This is a genomic window from Aquisphaera insulae, assembly GCF_011064615.1.
Taxonomy (GTDB): domain Bacteria; phylum Planctomycetota; class Planctomycetia; order Isosphaerales; family Isosphaeraceae; genus Aquisphaera; species Aquisphaera insulae.
In genome coordinates this window covers 14,429-35,843 of the sequence record NZ_JAALJH010000077.1, presented here as the reverse complement: position 1 = coordinate 35,843, position 21,415 = coordinate 14,429, and the positions used below count along the sequence as shown (strand labels likewise).

Below are 21,415 nucleotides of genomic sequence, written 5' to 3'. Positions count from 1 at the left end.
TCTCGCCTTCGAAGCCCGGATTTCATCGACTCCGGTCCATGTCCGGGGTCCGCGGCAGGGGCGTGGCGGGGGCTGGAACCGTGTCCGTTCGGTCATCCCTAAGGGGAGGGGGTCCATCGTGATTCGAGGGACGCGTTGGTACGCGATTCTGTCCGCCGCGGGGCTCACCGTGGCCGCAATGTGGGGAACAGGGCCCGGACGATTGGCGGCCCAGGATGCGGGCGAGCCCAAGGTCTCGCTCAAGGCGGCCCCGAGGGATGCCCAGCAGGCGCTCCAGAAGGTCGCCCAGGCGGACGCTCCGCCGGCCTTGCTGGCCGTCGCGGGGAGCCGTAAGGTGAACCGCATCTTCTCGTCGGCCCTGCAGGAGGGCCTCCGGGACTTGCAGGCGACCTCGCCGGCGGTTCGCTCGGCGTTCACAAAGACCGGCGACGACCTGCCCTCGCTCTCCAAGAGTCTCGACGAGGGCACGCTCGACGCCGCGGTCCGCCGGGGATTGAAGCGGTGGACGGGCCTTCGCCCCCCGATCGAGGGCCTCAAGGCCAATGCGACGAGGTCCGGCGGCGAGCAGAAGGCCCTCCTCCAGGCCACCCGACGCACCCGGGGGGCCGACGAGCCGGACGAGACCCAGCCGTCCGGCGACTGGCGGAAGGCCAAGGTCATCATGGCGATCGACGGCAAGCTGGAGAACGGCAGCCCTCGCCCCGACCTCGACGAGCGGAACCAGGGCATGAGCTTCAACGCCGCATCCGGCAAGTACGAGCTGGAAAACACCTGCGGTTGCTGCTGGGCGTTCGGGACGGCGGGGGCCTATGAGCATGCCTATGCGATCCGCTTCCGGAAATATGTGAACATCGCCGAGGAGGAGCTGCTCAGTTTCGCGGATCCCGCCAACTATTCCTGCAACGGCGGCTGGTGGGCCTTCGACTACATGCTGACCAACAAGATCCCCTCCGAGAGCCTCAACCGGTATATCGGCAGGCAGATCACCTCGAAGTCGTCGGCCCCTCGCTTCACCGTGGACAAGTGGGGCTACGTGACGACGGATCGCGAGGTGCCGGGCATCCCCGCCATCAAGGCGGCCCTCTGCGAATACGGCCCGCTGGCGATCGCCGTCAATGCCACCCCCCGGTTCAGCAATTACTCCGGCGGGATCTTCCAGGAGAATGACCCGGGGAACGTCAATCACGCCATCCTGCTCATCGGCTGGCAGGACGCCAGCGGGACCGATCCCGGCTACTGGATCATCCGCAACTCGTGGGGTTCGGACTGGGGCGAGGGCGGATTCATGAGGATTTCCTACACGACCAACCGGGTCTGCTTCGGCGCGGCCTGGGTCATCCCGGCTCTGGCACCCTGATCGGCCCGCGGACCAGCCAGAGCAGCCCCTCGATCCACAATAGCGCCAGGCGCCGGCCCTCCCCGGTGACCTGGCGTCTTCGTTTGGCAACGGACCGCTCCAATCCGGCGGAAATCCTCGTCGTCCGCTCCATGCATCTTGAGGGAGGCGGTTCCGGATCGATAATTCACGGGTATTCGATCCATCCGAGCCCTCGGGAGCCACGCCAATGAATCGTCCCACCCGTGCAGCCTGCCTCGCCTCGCTTTGCCTGGCCCTGTTCGAGGGATCGCAGGTCGTTGGCGGCGCCCAGGACGAGGGCGCGAAGCCGCGGCTCACGAAGATCACGGCGAAGGAGAATGGGGCCACGGTCTCGGTCCGCGGCGACCGCTTCATCGTCCGGCTTCCTCGCCAGGGCGGGACCAGGTACGAGTGGAAGCCGGTGGTGAAGGACGCCGGGGCCGCGGGGGCACCGAAGGAGCTGGTGGAGCTCCGCGAATACGTCCGGCCCGGGGAGGGACTGCCGGGGGGCGCCGAGCTCCAGCAAAGCACCTTCGAAATGCCGGCATCCAAGGAACCCGTGAGGCTCGAGCTGATCTACACCTATCGGCGTGATCCCTCGGAGTGCCCCAGGGATGGCGCCCTCTACAAGCCGGAGAGCGAGAACGTCCAGCCCGAGCCGAACATGCGATTCGTGGTGACCGTGAAGCGCGAGCCCTGATCCGGCCGGATGAGTGGGGCGCAGGCGACTGGAAATGAGATCGCCCCCGCGGCGTAAGGCCCCGGGGGCGACGAGGAGTAGCTAACGCCCGACGGCGATCGCGCGAGCGATCAGGGGACGCTTGCCGCGTGCTCGCTGGGCGATTGGGAATCCGGAGTGATGCCCGTCGGAGTCTGCGGATCCACGGGCGGCTTCGGCGGCGTGGGGCCGTTGGGGGTGTCATTTCCGCCCGGGCCGGAGACCTCCTGGATCGTGATCAGGAACGACCTCTTGCCGCCGTCGACGGGGAGCAGATTGCCCGGGATGACCGTCCCGTTCTGGTCCGGGGTAACGGCCGGCGGCGGGGGCGTTGGAGGGGTCGGCTGCTCCTTGATGATCGTGTCGATGAGGTCGTTCAGGATCGGCTGGAGGAGGGGGATGAACGGCCCGAACGGCGTGTTCTGGAGGAACTTCACGGCCTCGTCGAGGAGGAACTTCGCCACCAGGTTTCGCGCCGGCAGGTTGTTCCCGTAGACCTCCGCCAACCGCTTCAGGAGCTGGTCCTTGAGGGCCTTGAACCAGCCCGAGGCGTGCAATTGCTGGAGCAGCACGTGCTGCTGGGCGATCTGAAGCTCGCCGAGGCTCGACTGCTGCAGGAAGGTCCCCTGCACCGCCGTCCCGGTCGTCGCCTGCACCTGGGGGACCGTGAAGCTGATCGTCGTCACGCCGGACCGCTGGAGATCGACCGCCTGGGACGCCTGGAGCTGGGGCACCGAGATCATCTGCAACTGCGGCGCGGGGGCCGACTGGAGCTGGAGGGTCGAGCCCACCTGGAGCTGGGTCGGGGCCGCGACCTGCAACTGGGCCGGGGCGACCTGCAGGTGGAAGGTCGCGGGCGAGCTGACGACGGGCGTCGCCATCTGGACGAACTGCACCTGGGTCGGTGCCGCCGCAATCCCCACGGACTGGCTCACCACCGTGTGGCCGTGATGGAAGAGGAAGCCGTCGGCGCGGCTTTCTGCGCTCCAGGAGAGCCCCAGGAGCGTGCAAGCGAGGGCGGCGACGTGCCCTCGAAGGATGATTCCGGTTCTCGTCATGATGCCCTCGGAGGAATCGGATCCCTGGTGACGGGACGGGTGAATCCATCCAACCCGCGGACACGTGATCGAAATCCTGATGGAAGCAGGGTAAATTTGGCAAGCTATACTACATTACGGCCCGGCGACAGTCCATTTCTCCGCCGATAATGCCACATTCGAGCGCGTGAAGTGATCGGCTATCCGGGAAGCGCGGCGACCCCGCCTGCTTCCCGGGGGGGAGCAGGCGGGGTCGAGCCGTGGTCGCATGGGGTCGACGGGGGAGAATCGACGGCCGCGTCGGCCTCGATCCTCAATGCCCGTGGTGGCCGCCGTTGTCCTGTGAGCTCGGGACCGGATAGTTGGGCGCCGACGGCGGGCAGGGAGGACGGCCCACGTCCGGGGGGCCCTGCTGCTGGATCGGCACGATGACCGTGCTCGGGGGCTGACTGACCGGGGCGGTCGACGTCGTCGAGATGGTCGTCGTACCGGGGGCGGAGGACTGGATGGAAGGAGCCTCCAGGGTCGTCTCGTGGATCGTCTCGATCTTCGCCTGCCCGAGCTTGGTCAGCCGCTCTCCGAATCGGGCCAGCGACGAGGCCACCAGGCCCGGTCCCCGGACCCGGACGCGGGTCCGGTTGCTCGAGCTGGGGAGCGAGAGCGAATGGTTGGTCATGGTCGCCACGGTCGTCGCGGTCGGGGCCGCGCCGACGGCGACGGCCGTCGTCGGTGCGGCGGCCACGGTCGGGGCCGGGGCGGCGACGGCGACCGACGGCTGGGGTGCGGCGACGGCGAGCGAGGGCTGGGGCGAGGGGACCGAGAGCAGCATGTTCGCGGTCGGCGCCGGCGCGGGAGAGGCCATCATCATCGGTCCCCCGGCGGAGCCCTGCGGGACGTAGACGACCGGGGCCTGCTGCGGGGCCATGAAGACCTGGGGCGCCGGCTGCTGGATCAGGAGCGGCTGGCTCGGGACCTGGATCACGTTGGCGGTGGTCGTGGTCGCGACGGTCGGCTGGGACGGCATCGTCACGAACTGCTGGGTCGTCGGGACCGGGCTAGTGGCGACGGGCTGGGGCGTCTGCACCGCGGGCCAGCCCCCCTGGGGCGTCGCGCGGATATCCTGGTTGTGAGAGGCGCGATCGATCCTGGCGTCGGCCTTCGCCGGCGGCTCGATCCCGATCTGCAGCGACATTAGCCGCTCCTCGAGCGCCCGGGCGGTCGAGCAATCGCCGATCGTCGCCAGGTGGCTGACGCCCTGGGCCGACCTGGTATAGACCCTCGCGGCCGGGACCTTGATCACCCCGGCGGTCTTCGCCAGGCCCGGCTCATCCTCGATGACGATGTTGACGACCTGGACGAGCCCCCGGTTGGCCCGGGCCCACGCCCCGCGATCGAATTCATCCCAGAGCTGCCGGGAAGGGGCATCCCCCCGGGAGGTGAAGACCGCGACGGTCGCCGCGCCGGTCGAGCGGGTGACCGCCAGGGCGGCCCCGAGGGCGGAGGCCGCAGGTCGATCGTCGGCCCCGGCGGGGGGGGCATTCCAGTGTGGAATTGCGGCCGCCAGCGTCAGGATGGCGACCGATCTTCTATATCGAGAAAGAGACATCGCATTCCCTTCCTTGGGATTCAGACCGGTGCGTATCCTGCCGCACCGAACTCGGGCTTCGCCACAGTTCAATATTGGGGTTGGCAACGGGACGGGCAGGGATGCCGGTCCTCCGGACTCTCCGATTCGCCTGGCTCTCAACCCGGGGGACAGGCATTCCTGCCTGTCCTGCGTCCCGAATTCTCGGTGTTCACAGGGCACGAGGGGTGCTGCGCCTCAGCGGGTCGCGGCACCGGCGCGGAACGCCCGCGCGAGGTTCTGGAACTGCTCCCGGACGAGTTCCTTGTGGCGCGGGGTCAGGGGCTGATTGAGCGACTGGGGCTGGGTGAAATCGAGGCCGGCCGCGAGGAGCTGATGGGTCATCGCCTGGGTCACCGGGGCGAAGACCTTCTCGTTCCACGCGGTGCGAATCTGGGGGTCGCGGGGCATGATGACGTCCAGCCGGCGGGACAGCTCGGACTGGATCGCGGCGTAGGATTCGTAAAGGTTGGCCCGCTCGGCGATGACCTCCATGATGTCCGCGATGGGGGAGCTGAGGGTATCGCCCCGGGGAAGATCGGGGAGGGCCGAGGACAGGACCTGATTCAGGGTCGGCGGGGCGGGCATCGCCGCGGCCGGGGGCGGGCCGGGGGGCGATCCGACCACCACGGCCACCTCGTCGGGCTCGGACAGCTCGCCCCCCGCCGCGACGATCAGGAGGAACTTGTAGACATCGGGAGTCGTCGCCACGAACGAGAAGAAGTCGCCGTCGGCCTGGGGCGAGACCACCGGCGGGCCGGCGACCTGGAGCCAGCGGACGGCCCGGCCGCGGCTCGGGGTACTCCTCGAGCCGTTGAGCGTCACGCGGTGACCGACGAGGCCGATCTGGTCATCGCCCGCATCGGCCTTCACGGCCGCGGAAGGTCCGCTCCCCCAGGAATTGGTCGGCGAGCCCTTGATGGGGACGATGACCCTCGCCGCCCGAACCTCCTGGTCGTTGGCGGCGATCAGCAGGAAGGCCAGGCGGTCGGCCCCGGCGGGGATCGTCACCTGGATCGACGGGCGGGTCGAGTCGCCGATCGAGACCGGGGGGCCCTCGGTCTGGATCCATCGGAATCGCGTCCCCTCCGGCGCGTTCTTGCCGGCCTCGAGCGCGAGCCTGGCGCCGGGCACGGCGGGCTGGGCGGTCCGCACCTCGGAATCGATCAGCTCGATCTCCGGCGTCGACAGGGGGGGCCGCGGCGCGGCCTCGTCGCGGACGTTCGCCGGCGGGTCCTGGGTCGCCGCCCGGACGGCCGCGTCGCGGGCGGCACGGGGGAGCGGAAATTCCCTGGGTGGCGGCTCTTCCCCGGGGGGCGCCCCACCCGCGAGGAGGCCGGAAAGGGCGAGAAGCGCCCAGCCCGGTCGCCGGCGTCGCAGGATCCTCCCGCGCCAGCCCTGGCTCGTCATCACGCCCTCCTCGGCGATCGGCCACCTTAGGGATCGATGCGTTCCGCCACGTTTAGCTGATCGGCGTGCCCCCGCAGCAGGCTTGAGCTGTTCTGACGCGCACGATCCCGCCCCGGGGTCCGGGCCGGGTCGGAACAAAAAAGCGACCGACCGACCGCGTCGTGCGGGCTCATCGGCGCCGGCACGGCCGCGGTCGGTCGGTCGAGATCGAGAGCCCTGCCCCATCCGCCCGATGAGGACGGCGTCGGGGCCTCCCCTAGCCGGCCAGGGGCTCCGCCGTCGCGCTCAGCTCCGTGAGTTCCTCGGCGGTCAGGTCCTCGAAGCAGCGACCTTGCTGCTCGATCCCGGCCTCGAGCCGGAGGGCGATCTCGTGCAGCTCCGGCGAGTCGATCCGCCAGGCGAGCTCGGCGAGCTCGAGCGGGCTGAGATCGCCGAGCCGCTGGTTGTTGCGGTCCAGCTCCAGCTCCATCATCAGGACGGTCTCCCGGAGCGCGGCGTGGGTCTCCTCCGAGCCGCCGAACACGAGCGACTGATCGCCGCGGGTGAGCCGCTGGTGATCGTCGATCGTGTCCAGTCCGAAGCCGATGAAGGCGGCTCGAATCCGTCGCGGGCGTGTCGACGATGGTTGCGTCATGGTCATCTCGGGGCGAGCCTTTCGCGTGGGGAACCCGATGTGGCGGTCCCCGCGGGAGAGGGCCGTTTCGCCCGTCCGCAGGAGCCGCCTGTCACGCGATACTTATCGGCCCCCCCCCTGCCCCGCGTGCAACTCGCGCGGGCCGGATTCGACGCCCCGACGACACACGACCGGCAACGGTCTTACGATCCGCTCAAGCAATCCTTCGCGATGGTGCGGGCCTGGCGATAGGCCATCTTGATGGTCATCCCTCGGCCCTCGATCTGGTCCTCGCCGAAGAGCCGGCCCTCGCTGGGGGGCAGCCCCGCCAGGGCGATGGTGAGCGGGAGCAAATCCAGGAACTGGCGGTACTTCTGCTGAAGGTCCGGGGGTGTCGTCGGTGCGTCGGCCACGATTCTCTCCTCCGATCGGGGTGGTCGCCCCGAGGCTCCGGAGGCCCACCGCGGGCCGCCGGCCTGTCCGGGTCCGTCGAGGCGGGCCGAGCCGGCGCCCCGCGGCTCGACCTGGCGTCGCGGGGCTGAAGACCGATGGCTCGACCCTCTATGACACTAGCGCGCCGGACGGCGTGGTCGCAAGCGCCGAACCGGCTTTCCGCGCCGGGTCGGCTTGGTCCCTCCCTCGGCGAGGGCCGGCATCGGCCCGGGGACCTCCAATCTCGGCGGCCGCGAGCGGAGTCCCTTTGACGGGCCGCGAAAAACTGATACTATCATGGAAGTTCAAACGAGCAAGATTCGCCAACGACACCCGGGCCGCGGCAGGCGCCTCGGCCCACCCACCCAACCGCGAGATCAGCATTTCGGAGGATTTTTTGAGTCGAAGTGTAACGGAGGAACCCGCCCCGGGATTCCGTTCGATGGGGCTGAGCAGCACCATGCTCAAGGCCCTGGCCCGCGCCCGCTATGTCAAGCCCTCGCCCATCCAGTCCGAGTTCATCCCCCGGGCGCTCGACGGATTCGACGTCATCGGGCAGGCCAAGACGGGCACCGGAAAGACGGCCGCGTTCGGCATCCCCCTGATCGAGATGATGGAGGCCCGCTCCCAGGGCCCGCAGGCGATCATCCTGGCCCCCACCCGCGAGCTCGTCCAGCAGATCGTCGTCGAGCTCCAGAAGCTGGCCGACGGCCGCGATGACATCGCCATCTGCGGGATCTACGGCGGCGAGCCGATCGAGCGCCAGCTCCGCGCACTCAGCCGCGGGGTCGAGATCGTGGTCGGCACCCCCGGCCGCGTCATGGACCACATGGAACGTCGCACGCTCTACCTCGGCGACATCGTCCACGTCGTCCTGGACGAGGCCGACCGCATGCTCGACATCGGGTTCCGGCCCGACATCGAGCGGATCCTGCGGAAGGTCCCCGACCCCCATCAGACCCTGCTCCTGTCGGCCACCATCAGCGACGACGTCCGCAAGCTGGCCGGCCGCTACATGTACGAGCCGGTCGAGGTGAACCTGTCCACGGACGAGCCCTCGGTCGAGTCGATCCAGCAGTACTACATCTCGGTGAACCACGACCGCAAGGTCGAGCTCCTGGTCCACCTCCTGAAGCGGGACAAGCCGCGTCAGTGCATCGTCTTCACCCGGACCAAGCGCGGGGCGGACCGCCTCGCCGAGCGGCTCCGCCGCGTGATCCCGGGGGTGGCCTCGATCCACGGCGACCTCGCCCAGACCGCCCGCGACCGCGTCATGAAGGGCTTCCGGACCGGGAGCGTCCCCGTCCTGGTCGCCACCGACGTCGTCGGCCGCGGCATCGACGTCGAGGGCATCAGCCACGTCGTCAACTACGACATCCCCGACGACCCGGAGAATTACGTCCACCGCATCGGCCGCACCGGCCGGATGGGGAAGGACGGGATCGCCTACCTGTTCGTCGGCCCCGACCAGGGCGAGCCCCTCACCCTGATCGAGAACCTGATCAACAAGGTCATCCCGTCCCTCAAGGTCGAGGGCTTCGAGGTTGCCAGGTCCCGCTCCGACACGCCGGCCGCCCGCGAGATCTACAACAACGTCGGCGGCCGTTCCCGAGAGATGGCCGTCCGCTGAGACGGCCCGTCCGATCATCGCGGCGATCGCCGCCCCCCGAGGAACCGCGGGAGGCCCACTCTCGGCCTCCCCAGCTCCTTGAAGAGCGCCGCGGCCTCGATGCGGGCCTGCGCCAGACCATCGACCGCTTCTCGGTCGGAAAAGAGGGCCAGGTCGCACCACTCGACCAGCCTACCGGCCCGTTCCGATTGCTCCGCGGAGCCGGTCAGCGAACGGAAGACCGCGCGGGCCTCGCCCGGCGTGAGCGCGCCCGCCGGCCGGTCCGATGCCATCGAGGCATGGGCCGTCAGCCGTTCCATCAGCTCGGCCGCGAATCGGTCGGCGGGCGGGACATCGCCGGAGCCGAGCCGGCTCGCGTACGATCGGGCGCCCCGGCGGGCCAACGAACGCCGGCTCTCGAGGTCCCGGCCGGCCTCCTCCCTTCGTCGCTGGAGCCAGACCGCGAGTCCGACGACGACCGGCCCCGTCACGGCCGCGAGCAGGACCATGAACCGCGTTAACCCGCCGCCGGCCCGCGGCTCGACCCGCGACTCGACCGCCGTCGACTCGAGGACGGGGACCGCCACGGCGTGGAATGGCAGGCTCCTCGTGACCTTCGTGAAATACCGGCCCGAGCCGGGATCGAAGGCGGAGACCGCGACCGGCGGCAGCACGGCGTCACCCGGTTTCGTCGGCCGGATTCGATACGCGAAGACCCGGGACGGCGGATCGTCGACGTTCTCCTGCGGCAGCTCCTCGACCCGGGGAGCGACCGTCAGCTCCGCCAGCTTGCTTAGGTCGGGCGCAAGTCGGCTCCCCCAGGCCGCGGGCCCCTGGATCGCGATCCTGAGCGTGATCGGCTGGCCGAGCCTCACGCTCGCGGCCGACGCGGTCGCCTCGACGCGGAAGTCTCCGACCCCGCCGAGGAACGTCGCGGGGCGTCCCTCGGCGGGGACGGGCTCGACCTTGAGACGAATCGCCTGCGTCTTCCCGACCCGCTCGCCGAGCCGAGCGACGATCGCCGGGATCTCGAGCGGGCCGGCCTTCGCCGGGATCACCCGAAGACGAGTCAGGAAGAGATTCTCGCCCGTCTCGAGGCGGCCGATCGACGACGAGCTCACGGCTCGCACCGAATTCCCGGCCGACAGGATCCGCGCGTCACGTAGCGGCGGCAGCTCCAGCACGGGGCGCTCATCCCTGCCCGTCACCGCGACCCCGAGCTCGATCCCCTGGCCGACGTAATGGGGACCCCTCTCCGCCTCGATCCGGAGCTGTAGCGGGGGACCCTCATCGGCCGCCGCCCCCGGCGGCTGGCCGGTCGCGAGCAGAGCGATCACGAGCCCGACATGGCCGAGGCGTGACCGATCGAGGCGCGTCATACGCTCACCAGTCCTTGCGGTTTTCCGCGGCCTCGACGGCCGGCGCCTCGTCGGGCAGGCGATGGTCGAGCGCGTTGCGGATCTCATCCACGGCCTGGTCGAGCACGTCGTCGGGCGTCTCCCCTGCCCGCGCCGAGGCGTCCTTGCTGCTCCCGCCTGCTCCCCCCACGCGTCGTCGCCGGTTCGGTGCCCTGCCGGGCTGTTCTCCCTGCCGGCCCGGGTCCTGCCCATCGGGACCCGATTTACCCGCGCCGGGATCGTCGCCGTCGGCCTCGTCTTCGCCGTTTGGCCTGTTCGGGGGCCTGCGTCCGCTTCCTCGGGGCGGATCGCTCGGCTCGTCCTGGTCCGAGGTCGCCGAGACCGACGGCGGCGCCTGCTCGAGCGCGAACCGACGGTTCTCCGCGGCGTCCGCCCGGACGCCGTCCAGGCCGGGACCACGAACGACGGAGGAAACGCAGCGATCGTAACTCTCGACCGCACCGGTCAGGTCGCCCAGCGCGAGCGCCGTGTTTCCCAGCGCGAAGTCGATCTTCACGCGGAGCCTCTCGTCGGCCAGCTCGCGGGCTTCCTGATACCGACCTGACGCCTCCGGAAACCGGCGGAGCTGGAACAGGGCCGCGGCGGCGTCGAAGCGCGGCACGGCCTCGCGCGGTGCCAGCCCAATGGCGGCTTCGAAATCCGAGAGCGCCGCGTCGAACCGGCCCGCTCGATAGGAGCGTTCCCCGGTCGCGACGCGATCCCTCGCGAGGCGGCCCGGCGCCTCGCCGGCGCCGAGGCCGGTGACGACCAGCGTCGCGATCAGGACGGCCCCCGCCAGCCGCCTCCAGGCCCACCGCAGCGGTCCCACCCTCCCCGGCGGCCAGCTCGCCGACAGGACCAGGCCCATCGCCGTGGCCAGGAAGAAGGGGAACCGCTCCTCCCGCTCCGGCGGATGCGTGGCCCGGCGACGAGCCAGGGCCGCCGGGGCGATCCGCTCGCGATAGAGCGAGCTCATGTCCATCGAGGCGAGCCCGAGCGGGACGGCCGCACCGCCGGTTTCCTTGGCGATCGCCACCAGCGGCTCGTCGACGCGACGAGACTCGACCGGCTTGCCTTCGAACCGCAGGGGCGCCCCGGACTCGCCGCCCGGGACGGGATGGCCCAGGTCGGCGTCGCCGATCGCCACGGTGTGGACGACGACGCCCGAGCCGACCAGCGACGCGACGGCCTCCGGCCAGCGTCCGACATGGTCCTCGCCGTCGGAGAAGACGACGATCGAGCGCCCGTCCAGATGCTCATCCTTCCCGAACGCGTCGACGGCCGCGCGAAGTCCGGCCCCCAGGTCCGAGCTCCCCGGCTGGACCGAGCCGGGCCGAAGCCGACCCAGGACGTCGGTCACGGCCCCGAGGTTCTCGGTCATGGGGTAGCGGAGCACGCCCCGGCCGGCAAATGCCACCACGGCCGCCCGGCTCGCCGGCTCCGCCGCCAGGGCCGCGACCAGGGTCCCGGCGGACTCCACGGCGACGCCGAGGCGGCTCGGGACGGCGTCCTCCGCGGCCATGCTCCGGCTGACATCGACGAGCAGCACCACGTCGTGACCGGGCGGCGGCGACGGCCCGATCGGCGACCCGAACCTGGGCCGGGCCAGCGCGATCACCAGCAGGACCATCGCCAGCACGACGCTCCAGGACCACAGGCCCGGCGGCCTCCCCCGCTGGACGAGCGAGATCCAGGCACGGGCTCGCGCCCGGCCCTCCCGCCTCAGCAGCAGGCCGATCGGGATCGGGACCAGGAGGAGCCAGAGCCAGAGCGGGCGGGCGAAATCCACGGATCGACGATCACCTCGGAATGGTCCCGAACCGGGGTCGGCCGAAGGCACCGGGACCGATCCACCCATTAGACCGGAGCCGCATCCCGCCTGTCGAGCCGGCGGCTCAGATCCGCCCCGCCTCCTTGAGCGAGGAGGCGATCAGGTCCCCGAGCTCGGTGAACGCGTCGCTGCTGGCCGGGAATTCCCCGAAGATCTTCTCGTTGGACTCCTGGGAGTCCACCGGCAGCGCCCGGACATGCTGATCCGCCAGGTCGAAGACACCGTAGACCACCCGCACGTGGGCGCCTCGGATGGCGTTGATCTCGCTGCTGACGTCGAAGGCCGTGAGCGCGGCGTTGAGATAGACGGCCGTATCGATGAGGGCGGCTCGATACTCGGGATGCTGCTTCACGTCGACCCCGCAGACGCGCGCCAGCGACCTGGCCGCGCCCCGCACCGCGATGTGGAGCCGATCGACGAGCGAGCGGAGCGCGAAGGTGTAGCCGATCTCCGGGTAGTCGTGCGGCGAGAGATACGAATCCACGGCCGCGGAGACCGCCCCGCACGCGGTATGCCCCAGGACCACTAGCAGCCGCAAGCTGCTCCGGAGGTTCATGACCGCGTAGTGGATCGACCCCAGGCACTCCGTCCCCAGGACGTTGCCGGCGACCCGGACGACGAAGATCCCGTTCGACGGCTGGTCGAAGATCCGCTCGATCGGCGCCCGGGCGTCGGAGCAGCCCAGGAACAACGCATGCGGGGCCTGCACCTGGGCCCCCAGGGCGGAGAAGCCCAGCGAGAGCGGGCTCGCCTCGATGACGATCGGCGCCTGCCGCTCCTCGTTGACGAGCTCCCTCTCCACCCGGTCGATCATCGTGCGATAGCGCAGATGACCTTCCTGCAGGTTGTGGATCACGTCCTCCGCCGTCCGCGACGGACGTGGATGAACGCTTGCGTGCGGATCATAGCGATAGGTGATGTCCATGCTTCCCCCTGGCGGCTCGCGTTCGTCCCATACGACGACCGCAGTCCGGCAGTTCTATGATAATCAGTGGGAGGTTCAATCCCAGTCCTGACGAATCCACGCCGTGGTGATCGACGACTTTCGCAGCGGAGTCGGTTATCACCCGTCGGGCGGGTCCGTCAATCCGGATCGAGGGGCAAGGAGCCTCGTGCTCCGTCAACACTCGGGATTCGGGTTGCGGGACGGACAGGAATGTCTGCCCCCCGGGCTTAAAGCCAGGTGCGTTGGAGACTTCGGGGGACGGGCATTCCTGCCTGTCCCGCTGCCAACCCGAAAATCAAGCGGTGACAAAGCTCTAGGGGATGGTACGTCGGTAGGGCTCGTTGCGTTCGAAGTGATAACTCTCGCGAATGCGAGCCGGGGTCAGTTCCAGCTCCAGGAAACCGTGTGGCCAAGCGTGCCGACCCTTGTTGCCGTAGCAGTTACATCCTTCCGGAGCATGCCAGGTTGGCTCGTCGGAGGGGGTAGGGCCGGTTTGGGCGGGAGACCACTTCTCGAGGAAGGCTCCGTTGCCCACGCAGGCTCCCCAGAAACCGTACTGGCCCTTGCTGTAAGCGGCGAGGTGGTGTTCATGCCCCCAGTACCAGGCGAACACGTTGTCCCTGGCCCAGTCGCCAAGCTGTTCCCGGAGGGACTCGATCGGCGAATGCCAGTGTGAGCGGATGTAATGATGACTCATGAGGATGAGGGGCTTCGCCGGTTTACCGTCCCCGAGCGACCTTAGCCATTCGAGCTGGGCCGGGTCGAGCACGCCGTCGTTCATGCGGAAGTCCAGGGCTCCGAACGCCGTGTCGAGGCAGGCGATCCGCCAGTCGGGAGATTCGATCGCGAAGTATCGTCCTTTCTGACCGAGGACACGGAGCGCGGAAAGATAGCCCCGGCATCCGTAGTAGAGGTCGTGGTTTCCGCAAAGCGTCACGATCGGGCAGGTAAACCGGGAGCGAAAGGGCTCCAGGAACGAGAGCAGGAATTCCTCGGGGGTGCCGCCGAAGTAGGTGTCGCCCAGGTGCACGATCATGTCGAAGGGATCAGCCGCGTGGCGGTCGCCGATCCTGTCGAGGACGCGGGTCTGTGCCGTCCCGCGATGCCCGGCATCGCCGACGAGGGCGAGGCGAAGCGTCGGGCCCTGGAGTTCGTAGTGGTCGTGCGGGACGGCCTCTTGCAGGAGGACCAGGGCCGGATCGTTCCTCATCGAACGGAACCTTGCGATCCCGACGCGGATCCAATCCACGATGGCGAGGTCGGAAAGGTCCGAGCCGTCGCCGGCCGCCTCGACGCCCAGCGACCGGGCCTCCTCCAGCGCCCTGGCCGCGGCGGCCAGGATGGGATGTTCATAGGTGAATAGCCCGTCCGGATCGCCGCCGGCGATCTCCGGATGCGACTCGAGATAGCTCATCGCGTCGCGGATCAGGGCTTGATCGTCGTCCCCAACCTCGAAGTCATCCGCCTCGTCGGGACCGGCGGCCTCCGCCGTGGTGTCGGCGATGACCCGGAGCATGGTTTCGAATTGCGCTCGACGAGTGGAGCCCATCGCTTGCCATCTCCCGGAGCCGGAAGCCGTCCCGTCGCGGGATCTCGCATGGCTTCAGTTGCCGTACGGTGACCGCAGCTCCGCGTCGAAGGCGTCCGCGTCGAATTCCTGGTGGCTGGCGGATATTTCGGTATCCATGGCCTGCTGGAGCATGTTGTCGAGCAACGTGTCGAGCAACTCCTCACCATCGGGGGTTCCGTTCCGCACGTCCTCCACGATCTCGTGGATCGATTTCGTATTCCCCTCGCCCTCACCCCCGGCGCAGGCGACGAAGACCTGGTTGGGATCGGGGCTGGCCTTCTCCCATGCCTCCAGATTCTGGACGACACGATCCCTGATTCGTTCGAGTTTCCCATGCAAATCAGGCACGTCAGGCTCCCATGAAAGAACGGCTTCTTCAGCCCGTATGGCTTCAGAAGAGGGCCCGAGCCGCCGCGACTTCCGTTCCTCAATCTTACTCAGAGCGTCGAGCTACCAACACCGAGAAAGTCATGCCCCCTCGCATTATGCGACATGAAGCCAGAAAAAACCTGCTGCTGGATCACCTTCGACCTTGAAAGGTGCCGGGCAAGCAAGGTGAACGCGCGTCTCGTTTCGTCGCGAGCCTCCTTGACCGTCTTACCTCGCAGCAAGACATCGAGCCCGGCGTGAATGCACGCGTTGATGCTCCGCTCTATGTTGGGGTCCCACGAACAGTGGGGATAGAACTTCCTCCTGAATCCCAGGATGGTCGCCCCGTGCGACGAGCTGGCCTTCGCCATGACCGTGAGCGAGTGGCAACAGAGGGCGACAACGAGGCGATTCTGGAGGGCCAGAATGGCTGCGGGACCGACGGCTTGCTGCCGGTCCTGACCCTCGTATCCTTCCTGGGGATGACCGGGCTGGTGCCCATGTCCCAGCAGGATCAGCGCGACGCCGGGATTGCCTTGCAGGCCGTTGAGAATCTCTTTGCCGTCGGGGAGGTTGGAGGCCGGACGGGGATGGAGCCACAGCGTCGGCCACGAGGCCCTGACATTCCCGGCATCCGTGACGAATTGAGCGCCCACGCGAGCCAGGGAATTCGTGACGCCGTCGTAATCGGTCGCGACCACAATCATCGTCAGGGCTTCCCAGGTTCGTGCGAGATGCGGAAGAGCCTGCGACCGCAAGCATGATCCCCCGCGCGCTCGCTTCCCGTCAAGGTCGCCGCTTCAGCCAGGTCGCGACCAGCAGTCGATCGAGGGCCAGTAGCGCCACGGCGGCGGCGGCCCAGGGGGCGAAATGCTCGTCGTATCGGGTCAGGACGCGGGCCTTGATGAGGCTTTTCTCGAGCCGGTTGATCTCGGCGAAGATCCGGTCGAGGGAGTCGGCGTCGGTCGCGATGAAGCACTTGCCGCCGGCGAGCTCGGCGATCCGCTCCAGGAGGGGCAGATTCGGCCCCTCGGTCTCGGCGATGAGGGGACGGCCCGTCTGCTCGTCGGTCCTCCGGACGACCCCGCCGGGCCGGCCGATGGCGATGGTATGGATGGTCATCCCGAGCTGGCTGGCGAGGCCGGCCCCGTGCTCCGGGTCGAGGGGCTTTCGCCCGGCGGGCTGGTTGTTCCCGTCGGTCAGGAGGACCAAGACCTTCCTCCTCGGGGCCGTGATCCGGAGGGCGTCCAGCGACCACGCGATCGCATCGCCGATGTTCGTGCCGTCGTCGCCGGGCCGGGCGATCGAGATCGTCGGGATCGTCTCCACCAGCCACCGATGGTCGAGCTCCGGCGGGCAGGCGAGGTCCGGCAGGTTGGCGAACAGGACCAGGCCGATGACGTCGTCCGGGCGCCCCTCCACGAACCTCATCAGGGTCTGTTTCGCGGCCTCGAGTCGGCTGATCGTCCGCGTCCCCCGATCGGCCGGGAAATCCTCGGTCTTCATGCTCGAGCTCTGGTCGAGGGCCACGACGATCGCCACCCCCTGCCCCGCGATCCGCTCCACGCCCCCGACGGTCTGCGGCCGCGCCAGTGCCAGGCCGATCGAGGCGATCGCCAGGCCGCGAAGCAGCGGGGGCAGGAACCGCAGCCCGAGGCGGCCCGAGCTCACGCGGGGTCTTCCGCCCTGGGCCGGGTGCGGTGCGTCCCGGAACCCATCGAGGGTCGGCCAGGCGATCCGGGGCCGCGCCCGTTCCAGGAGCAACGGAATCGGCACCAGCACCACCAGCCAGAGCCATCCCGGGTGCGCGAACTGCATGGAGGGCGTCTCCGGACGCGTCTTCTACCGGATCAGGGCCTCACGCGCGGCGCGGACGCGAGCCAGGGCCGCCCCGGGATCCGGGTCGACGACCGTCAGATGGCCCATCTTCCGCCCGGGGGCGGGCTTGCGTTTGCCGTAGAGGTGGACCTTCACGCCCGGATCGCCCCGGAGCGCGGCCTCCCACCGCGGCTCGCCCCCGGCCGCCAGCCAGACGTCCCCCAGGAGGTTGGCCATCGCCGCCGGGCACGTGAGCTCCTCCCGGCCCAGGGGCAGGCCGCAGAGGGCCCGGACCTGCTGCTCGAACTGGCTGGTGACCGCCGCCTCGATCGTCAGGTGTCCCGAGTTGTGCGGCCGCGGGGCGATCTCGTTGACCAGGAGCGTGCCGTCCCGCCGGAGGAAGAACTCGACGCAGAGGACCCCCACGGTGCCGAGCGCCTGCGCTACGGCCAGCGCCGTCGTCCGGGCGTCCTGGGTGACGATCGGGCCGACGGGGGCGGGCATCACGGTCGTATCGAGGATGTGCCGCTCGTGCTGATTGAGGCCGACCGGATAGGCCACGGACTGGCCGTCAGCCCCGCGGGCGACGACGACGGACACCTCCGCGGCGAACTCGACCCAGCCCTCGGCGACGCACGGCACGTTGCCGAGCCCGACCCAGGCCGTGGGGAGGTCGCCGGCCTCATGGACCAGGACCTGCCCCTTGCCGTCGTAGCCGGAGCTCGCCGTCTTGAGGATCAGGGGAAGCCCGAGGGCCCGGCCCGCCGACTCCAGTTCCTCCACCGTCCGGACCGGCCGCCAGGGCGCGTGGGGGATGCCGAACCGGGTCAGGAACGCCTTCTCGCGGAGGCGATTCTGGCTCGTCCAGACGGTACTCCAGCCCGGTCGGACGGTCCGCCGCTTCGCCAGCCAGCGGAGGGCCGGGGCGCTGACGTTCTCGAACTCGACCGTGATCGCCTCGGCCCGTTCCGAAACCATCCGGAGGGCCGACAACTGGTCCGGCGGGCCGATCACGGTCCAGTTGGCGACCTGCGCGGCCGGCGCGTCCTCGGTCGTGCTCAGCACGCCGGCGCGATAGCCCATCCGCTGGGCCGCCTGGACGAACATCCTGCCGAGCTGTCCGCTGCCGATGACGGCGAGGGTCGCCGGGGGCGTGAGGACCTTCTCCGCGATGGCGTTCATGCGGGCGATTCCCCCACGGCGTCGGTCTGGGCGCGGCGGTAACTGGCGAGGGCCTCGCGAATCGCCGGATACTTGCGCGCCAGGATCGCCGCGGCGAGGAGCCCGGCGTTGAGGGCCCCGGCCGCGCCGATGGCGAGCGTCCCGACCGGGATCCCGCGGGGCATCTGGACGATCGAGAGGAGCGAGTCCATCCCGTTCAGGGCCTTGCTCTGGACCGGCACGCCCAGGACCGGCAGGATCGTGATCGCCGCGAGCATCCCGGGCAGGTGGGCGGCACCGCCGGCGCCGGCGATGATCAGCTCGAGGCCCCGCCCTTCGGCCTCGCGGGCGTACCGGAACAGCCGATCGGGCGTCCGATGTGCGGAGACGACCTTCGTCTCGGCCGGGATCCCGAGCGAATCGAGGACCTCGGCCGCGTGCCGCATGGTCTCCCAGTCCGACGTGCTCCCCATCACGACGCCGATCACGGGCGTCTTCGGTAGGTCCAGGGTCATGGCGCGGTGGGCCTCGGCTTCGGGCGGGATATCGCGGGACACCGAGATTCTACCCCATTCGCCGCGCCGAATTGACCCTCAATCGACCGGCGCGGACAATGGAATGTCCGGTCATGCCGGGCCCGCCCGCTCGCCCTTCCGCCGACCGGCCGCCCGGAGGGAGACGTCACGATGGTGCTCACCCGGCTCTACGAGAAGAAGCTCCTGGACCTCCCCGACATCCCGCCGACCCGCGAGGACCTCGAGGTCGTCGGCGTCTTCAACCCGGGCGCGGTGCTCGCCGGCGATGAGGTCGTCCTGCTCGTCCGGGTGGCCGAGCGCCCCCGCGAAACTCGCCCGGGGTTCACCGGCCTGCCGCGATGGACGCCGGCCGGGGCGATCGAGATCGACTGGGTGCCCGACGCCGAGCTCGAGCCGGTCGACCCCCGGGTGGTCCGGCGGAAGTCGGACGGCCTGATCCGCCTGACCTTCACGTCGCACCTGCGGGTCGTCCGCTGCGGCGACGGACGGGGCGTCGTCGAGGTGAGCGGGACGCGCTTCGACCCGGCTTCGGAGCTCGAGGAATACGGCGTCGAGGATCCGCGGATCACCATCCTGGGCGGCCGCACCTATTTCACGTATGTCGCGGTCTCGCGGCACGGGGCGGCGACGGCCCTGGCGGTCACGGACGACTTCCGCGGCTTCACCCGACTGGGCACGATCTTCTGCAGCGAGAACAAGGACGTCGTCCTCTTCCCGGAGAGGGTGGCGGGGGGATACGTCGCGCTGCATCGCCCGACGCCGGCCTCGGCGTTCTGCCGGCCGGAGATGTGGATCGCCCGCTCGCCGGACCTGGTGCACTGGGGGAAGCACGACGTCCTCCACGGCGGCGGTGCCGACTGGGAGACCGGCCGCGTCGGCGCCGGGCCGCCGCCGGTCCGGGTGGACGAGGGCTGGCTCGAGATCTACCACGGCAGCCGGCGGAGCGAGGTCCCCGGCGAGGTCGGCACGTACTCCACCGGCCTCCTCCTCCTCGACGCCGACCACCCCTCACGGATCCTCCGCCGGACCCCGCATTCGGTCTTCGAGCCGACCGCCGAATTCGAGCGCCGGGGGTTCGTCCCCAACGTCGTCTTCCCGACGGGGATCGTCGACACGGGGCCGACCTACCTGGTCTACTACGGAGCCGCCGACACCTGCACGGGGGTTGTCGAGTTTTCGAAGGACGAAGTGTTCGGCGAGCTGGGTCTGTGATTCACCCTCGCAGGGTGAGCCCGCGGTCGGCTCGATGCGCTCTGCAACCGACGCGTGTCCGGGCGGGCAAGTGCTTTATCACAACTTGATTCTCGGGCTGGCCTACAGGACAGGCAGGAATGCCTGTCCTCCGAAATCTTGAATGCGCCTGGCTTTAAATCCGGGGGACAGACATTCCTGTCTGTCCCGCATCCGACTTCTGAGTGGCCAGAGCACTAAACGCGCACCATCGCCGCCAGCACGTCGGCCAGGGGGACCACGCCGAAGGTGCTGGCGAAGTCGGACATGGCGTAGGGGATGATCAGGTCGCCGTTGTGGACGACGGCGCCGCAGCTATAGACGACGTTCGGCACGTAGCCCTCGCGCTCGTTGGCGTTGGGCTCGAGCAGCGGCTCGGCGAGCCGGCCGATCAGCCGGCTCGGGTCGTCGAGGTCCAGGAGGAACGCCCCCATCGCGTATTTGCGCATCGGGCCGACGCCGTGGGTGAGGACCAGCCAGCCGGCCTCGGTCTCGATGGGTGAGCCGCAGTTGCCCAGTTGGACGAACTCCCAGCCGTAGGTCGGGCGGGCGATCAGCTCCTTGGTGTACCAGAAATGGAGCATGTCGGAGTACATCAGGAAGATGTGCTCGTTGTCCTGGCGCGAGAGCATGGCATAGAGGCCGTTCACCTTGCGGGGGAAGAGCGCCAGCCCCTTGTTCCTGACCTCGGGCCCGTTCAGGGTGCTCGCCTTGAAGCGCAAGAAGTCCTCGGTCTCGAGGATCTGGGGGAGGATGACCTTGCCGTCGAAGGCCGTGTAGGTGGCGTAATAGCGGACCGAGCCGTCGTCGTCGGTGAAGGCCACGAAGCGGGCGTCCTCGATGCCGTTGGTCTCCGTCGGCGAGGTCGGGAAGAGGATCCGCTCGGAGACGGTCAGCTCCGGGGCGAACGACACCTCGTAATTCGCCTTCACGAGCGTGATCATGTGATGGGCGACCGGCTCGAGCTCGTGATGGCGGGGCCGGCTCCCCTTCAGCAGCCGGCCCGCGGTCCGCTCGATCTCCTCGGCGGTGAACTGGTCGCCCAGGGCATCCAGGACCTGGCCCACGAACGGGCCCTCGACGCCGAGCTCCGCCAGCTTCCGCGCGTAGAGCCGCTTGTCGTAGAGGGTGTTCGGCCAGACGTCGGGCGCCGTGACGTAGCGGGTGGGCTCGTCCATGTGGATCGCGGTGTTGCCGTCCACCACGCCGCTCCGGAAGGTGATCGACGAGATGTGCCCCTCGCCGGTCGCCCGGAGGCTGAGGATGAACCGCCGCGAGCCCTCGGGGAGGCCGGACTGGTCCGGATGCCAGATCATCGACGGGTTGAACAGGGCGGCCGATTCGAGCGAGTACTCCTGGGTGAAATACGCCCCGATGAGCAGCCTGCGATTCTCGGAGAGGCGCTGGTCGGTCAGGAGGAAGCCGCGGACGTCCTCGAACCGCTTGAGGAAGTACGGGCGGATCTTCTGGTGCCGGTTCCAGAATTCCTGCATCACCTCGTCCAGGAGGGCGGCGACCTCGGGCTCCGAGAGGGCCGCGACGCGGGCGAGGATCCGCTCTACGCGCTGCTCGCTGGCGGGCTGGAAGGGGCGGATCACGACGCGGCTGTTGTTCGGCTTGAGGATGATCCCGGTGCGCCGGACACGGGGCGAGGCGGGGCCGCCTTGCCCGTCGTCGGCGGCATGACTCCCCTCCACGAGCCCGGCGGCAAGGGGCACGTTCGTCGCGTCGTCGCCATCCATCGGGAATGCACTCCG

Annotated in this window: 19 protein-coding genes; 4 read left to right on the top strand and 15 right to left on the bottom strand. The window is 69.4% G+C overall.

The annotated features are described in order from the left end of the window. The first annotated feature begins 118 nt into the window (after positions 1–118). Entirely contained in the window at positions 119–1,357 is a 1,239-nt protein-coding gene (locus G6O54_RS28545) for a C1 family peptidase (RefSeq protein ID WP_165231224.1), read from the top strand. 208 nt (positions 1,358–1,565) lie between these two features. Further along, positions 1,566–2,057 carry a hypothetical protein gene (locus tag G6O54_RS28540; RefSeq protein WP_165231221.1) on the top strand — a complete coding sequence of 164 codons (492 nt, stop codon included), beginning with the start codon at positions 1,566–1,568 and terminating at the stop codon, positions 2,055–2,057. 110 nt (positions 2,058–2,167) lie between these two features. Here the strand turns inward: G6O54_RS28540 and G6O54_RS28535 are convergent, their stop codons facing one another. The 5 genes from G6O54_RS28535 to G6O54_RS28515 all read right to left on the bottom strand — a co-directional run bounded on the left by G6O54_RS28535 (position 2,168) and on the right by G6O54_RS28515 (position 7,172). Continuing rightward, entirely contained in the window at positions 2,168–3,133 is a 966-nt protein-coding gene (locus G6O54_RS28535; RefSeq protein ID WP_165231218.1) for a hypothetical protein, read from the bottom strand. Between the two features lie 292 nt (positions 3,134–3,425). Continuing rightward, positions 3,426–4,718, bottom strand: a complete 1,293-nt coding sequence (locus tag G6O54_RS28530; protein WP_165231215.1) for a polyadenylate binding domain-containing protein — start codon at positions 4,716–4,718, stop codon at positions 3,426–3,428. 216 nt (positions 4,719–4,934) lie between these two features. Next, positions 4,935–6,146 (bottom strand): hypothetical protein, encoded by a 1,212-nt coding sequence (locus tag G6O54_RS28525; protein ID WP_165231212.1) that lies wholly within the window; start codon positions 6,144–6,146, stop codon positions 4,935–4,937. A gap of 256 nt (positions 6,147–6,402) precedes the next feature. Next, entirely contained in the window at positions 6,403–6,780 is a 378-nt protein-coding gene (locus tag G6O54_RS28520; protein WP_250847143.1) for a hypothetical protein, read from the bottom strand. Between the two features lie 182 nt (positions 6,781–6,962). Continuing rightward, complete coding sequence (locus G6O54_RS28515) at positions 6,963–7,172, bottom strand: hypothetical protein (RefSeq protein WP_165231206.1); 210 nt, start codon at positions 7,170–7,172, stop codon at positions 6,963–6,965. A 461-nt stretch (positions 7,173–7,633) separates the two neighbouring features. Between G6O54_RS28515 and G6O54_RS28510 the strand changes: the two genes are divergently transcribed. Further along, positions 7,634–8,821: a DEAD/DEAH box helicase gene (locus G6O54_RS28510; protein ID WP_165231203.1), complete on the top strand. Its 1,188-nt coding sequence runs from the start codon at positions 7,634–7,636 to the stop codon at positions 8,819–8,821. A 14-nt stretch (positions 8,822–8,835) separates the two neighbouring features. On the opposite strand, the gene G6O54_RS28505 is transcribed toward G6O54_RS28510, so the two are convergent. From G6O54_RS28505 to purE, 9 genes are all read right to left on the bottom strand, one after another. Then, positions 8,836–10,179, bottom strand: coding sequence for a BatD family protein (locus G6O54_RS28505; protein ID WP_165231200.1), 1,344 nt, complete (start codon positions 10,177–10,179; stop codon positions 8,836–8,838). Between the two features lie 4 nt (positions 10,180–10,183). Beyond that, on the bottom strand, positions 10,184–11,986 hold the full coding sequence (locus tag G6O54_RS28500; RefSeq protein ID WP_165231197.1) for a vWA domain-containing protein: 1,803 nt from the start codon (positions 11,984–11,986) through the stop codon (positions 10,184–10,186). Between the two features lie 106 nt (positions 11,987–12,092). Further along, positions 12,093–12,953: a carbonic anhydrase gene (locus G6O54_RS28495; RefSeq protein ID WP_165231194.1), complete on the bottom strand. Its 861-nt coding sequence runs from the start codon at positions 12,951–12,953 to the stop codon at positions 12,093–12,095. 334 nt (positions 12,954–13,287) lie between these two features. Then, entirely contained in the window at positions 13,288–14,523 is a 1,236-nt protein-coding gene (locus G6O54_RS28490) for a metallophosphoesterase family protein (protein ID WP_165231191.1), read from the bottom strand. Between the two features lie 54 nt (positions 14,524–14,577). After that, entirely contained in the window at positions 14,578–14,892 is a 315-nt protein-coding gene (locus tag G6O54_RS28485) for a hypothetical protein (protein ID WP_165231188.1), read from the bottom strand. A gap of 89 nt (positions 14,893–14,981) precedes the next feature. Beyond that, on the bottom strand, positions 14,982–15,620 hold the full coding sequence (locus G6O54_RS28480; protein ID WP_165231185.1) for a hypothetical protein: 639 nt from the start codon (positions 15,618–15,620) through the stop codon (positions 14,982–14,984). Positions 15,621–15,699: 79 nt separating this feature from the next. After that, entirely contained in the window at positions 15,700–16,731 is a 1,032-nt protein-coding gene (locus G6O54_RS28475) for a vWA domain-containing protein (RefSeq protein WP_165231182.1), read from the bottom strand. 24 nt (positions 16,732–16,755) lie between these two features. Next, on the bottom strand, positions 16,756–17,913 hold the full coding sequence (locus tag G6O54_RS28470) for a 5-(carboxyamino)imidazole ribonucleotide synthase (RefSeq protein WP_165231179.1): 1,158 nt from the start codon (positions 17,911–17,913) through the stop codon (positions 16,756–16,758). After that, entirely contained in the window at positions 17,910–18,407 is a 498-nt protein-coding gene (gene purE / locus G6O54_RS28465) for a 5-(carboxyamino)imidazole ribonucleotide mutase (protein WP_165231176.1), read from the bottom strand. Before purE ends, G6O54_RS28470 begins: the two co-directional genes overlap by 4 nt. Positions 18,408–18,578: 171 nt before the next feature. Between purE and G6O54_RS28460 the strand changes: the two genes are divergently transcribed. After that, positions 18,579–19,640: a glycoside hydrolase family 130 protein gene (locus G6O54_RS28460; protein ID WP_165231173.1), complete on the top strand. Its 1,062-nt coding sequence runs from the start codon at positions 18,579–18,581 to the stop codon at positions 19,638–19,640. 215 nt (positions 19,641–19,855) lie between these two features. On the opposite strand, the gene G6O54_RS28455 is transcribed toward G6O54_RS28460, so the two are convergent. Continuing rightward, positions 19,856–21,400: a glycoside hydrolase family 130 protein gene (locus G6O54_RS28455; protein WP_165231170.1), complete on the bottom strand. Its 1,545-nt coding sequence runs from the start codon at positions 21,398–21,400 to the stop codon at positions 19,856–19,858. Positions 21,401–21,415 lie beyond the last annotated feature (15 nt).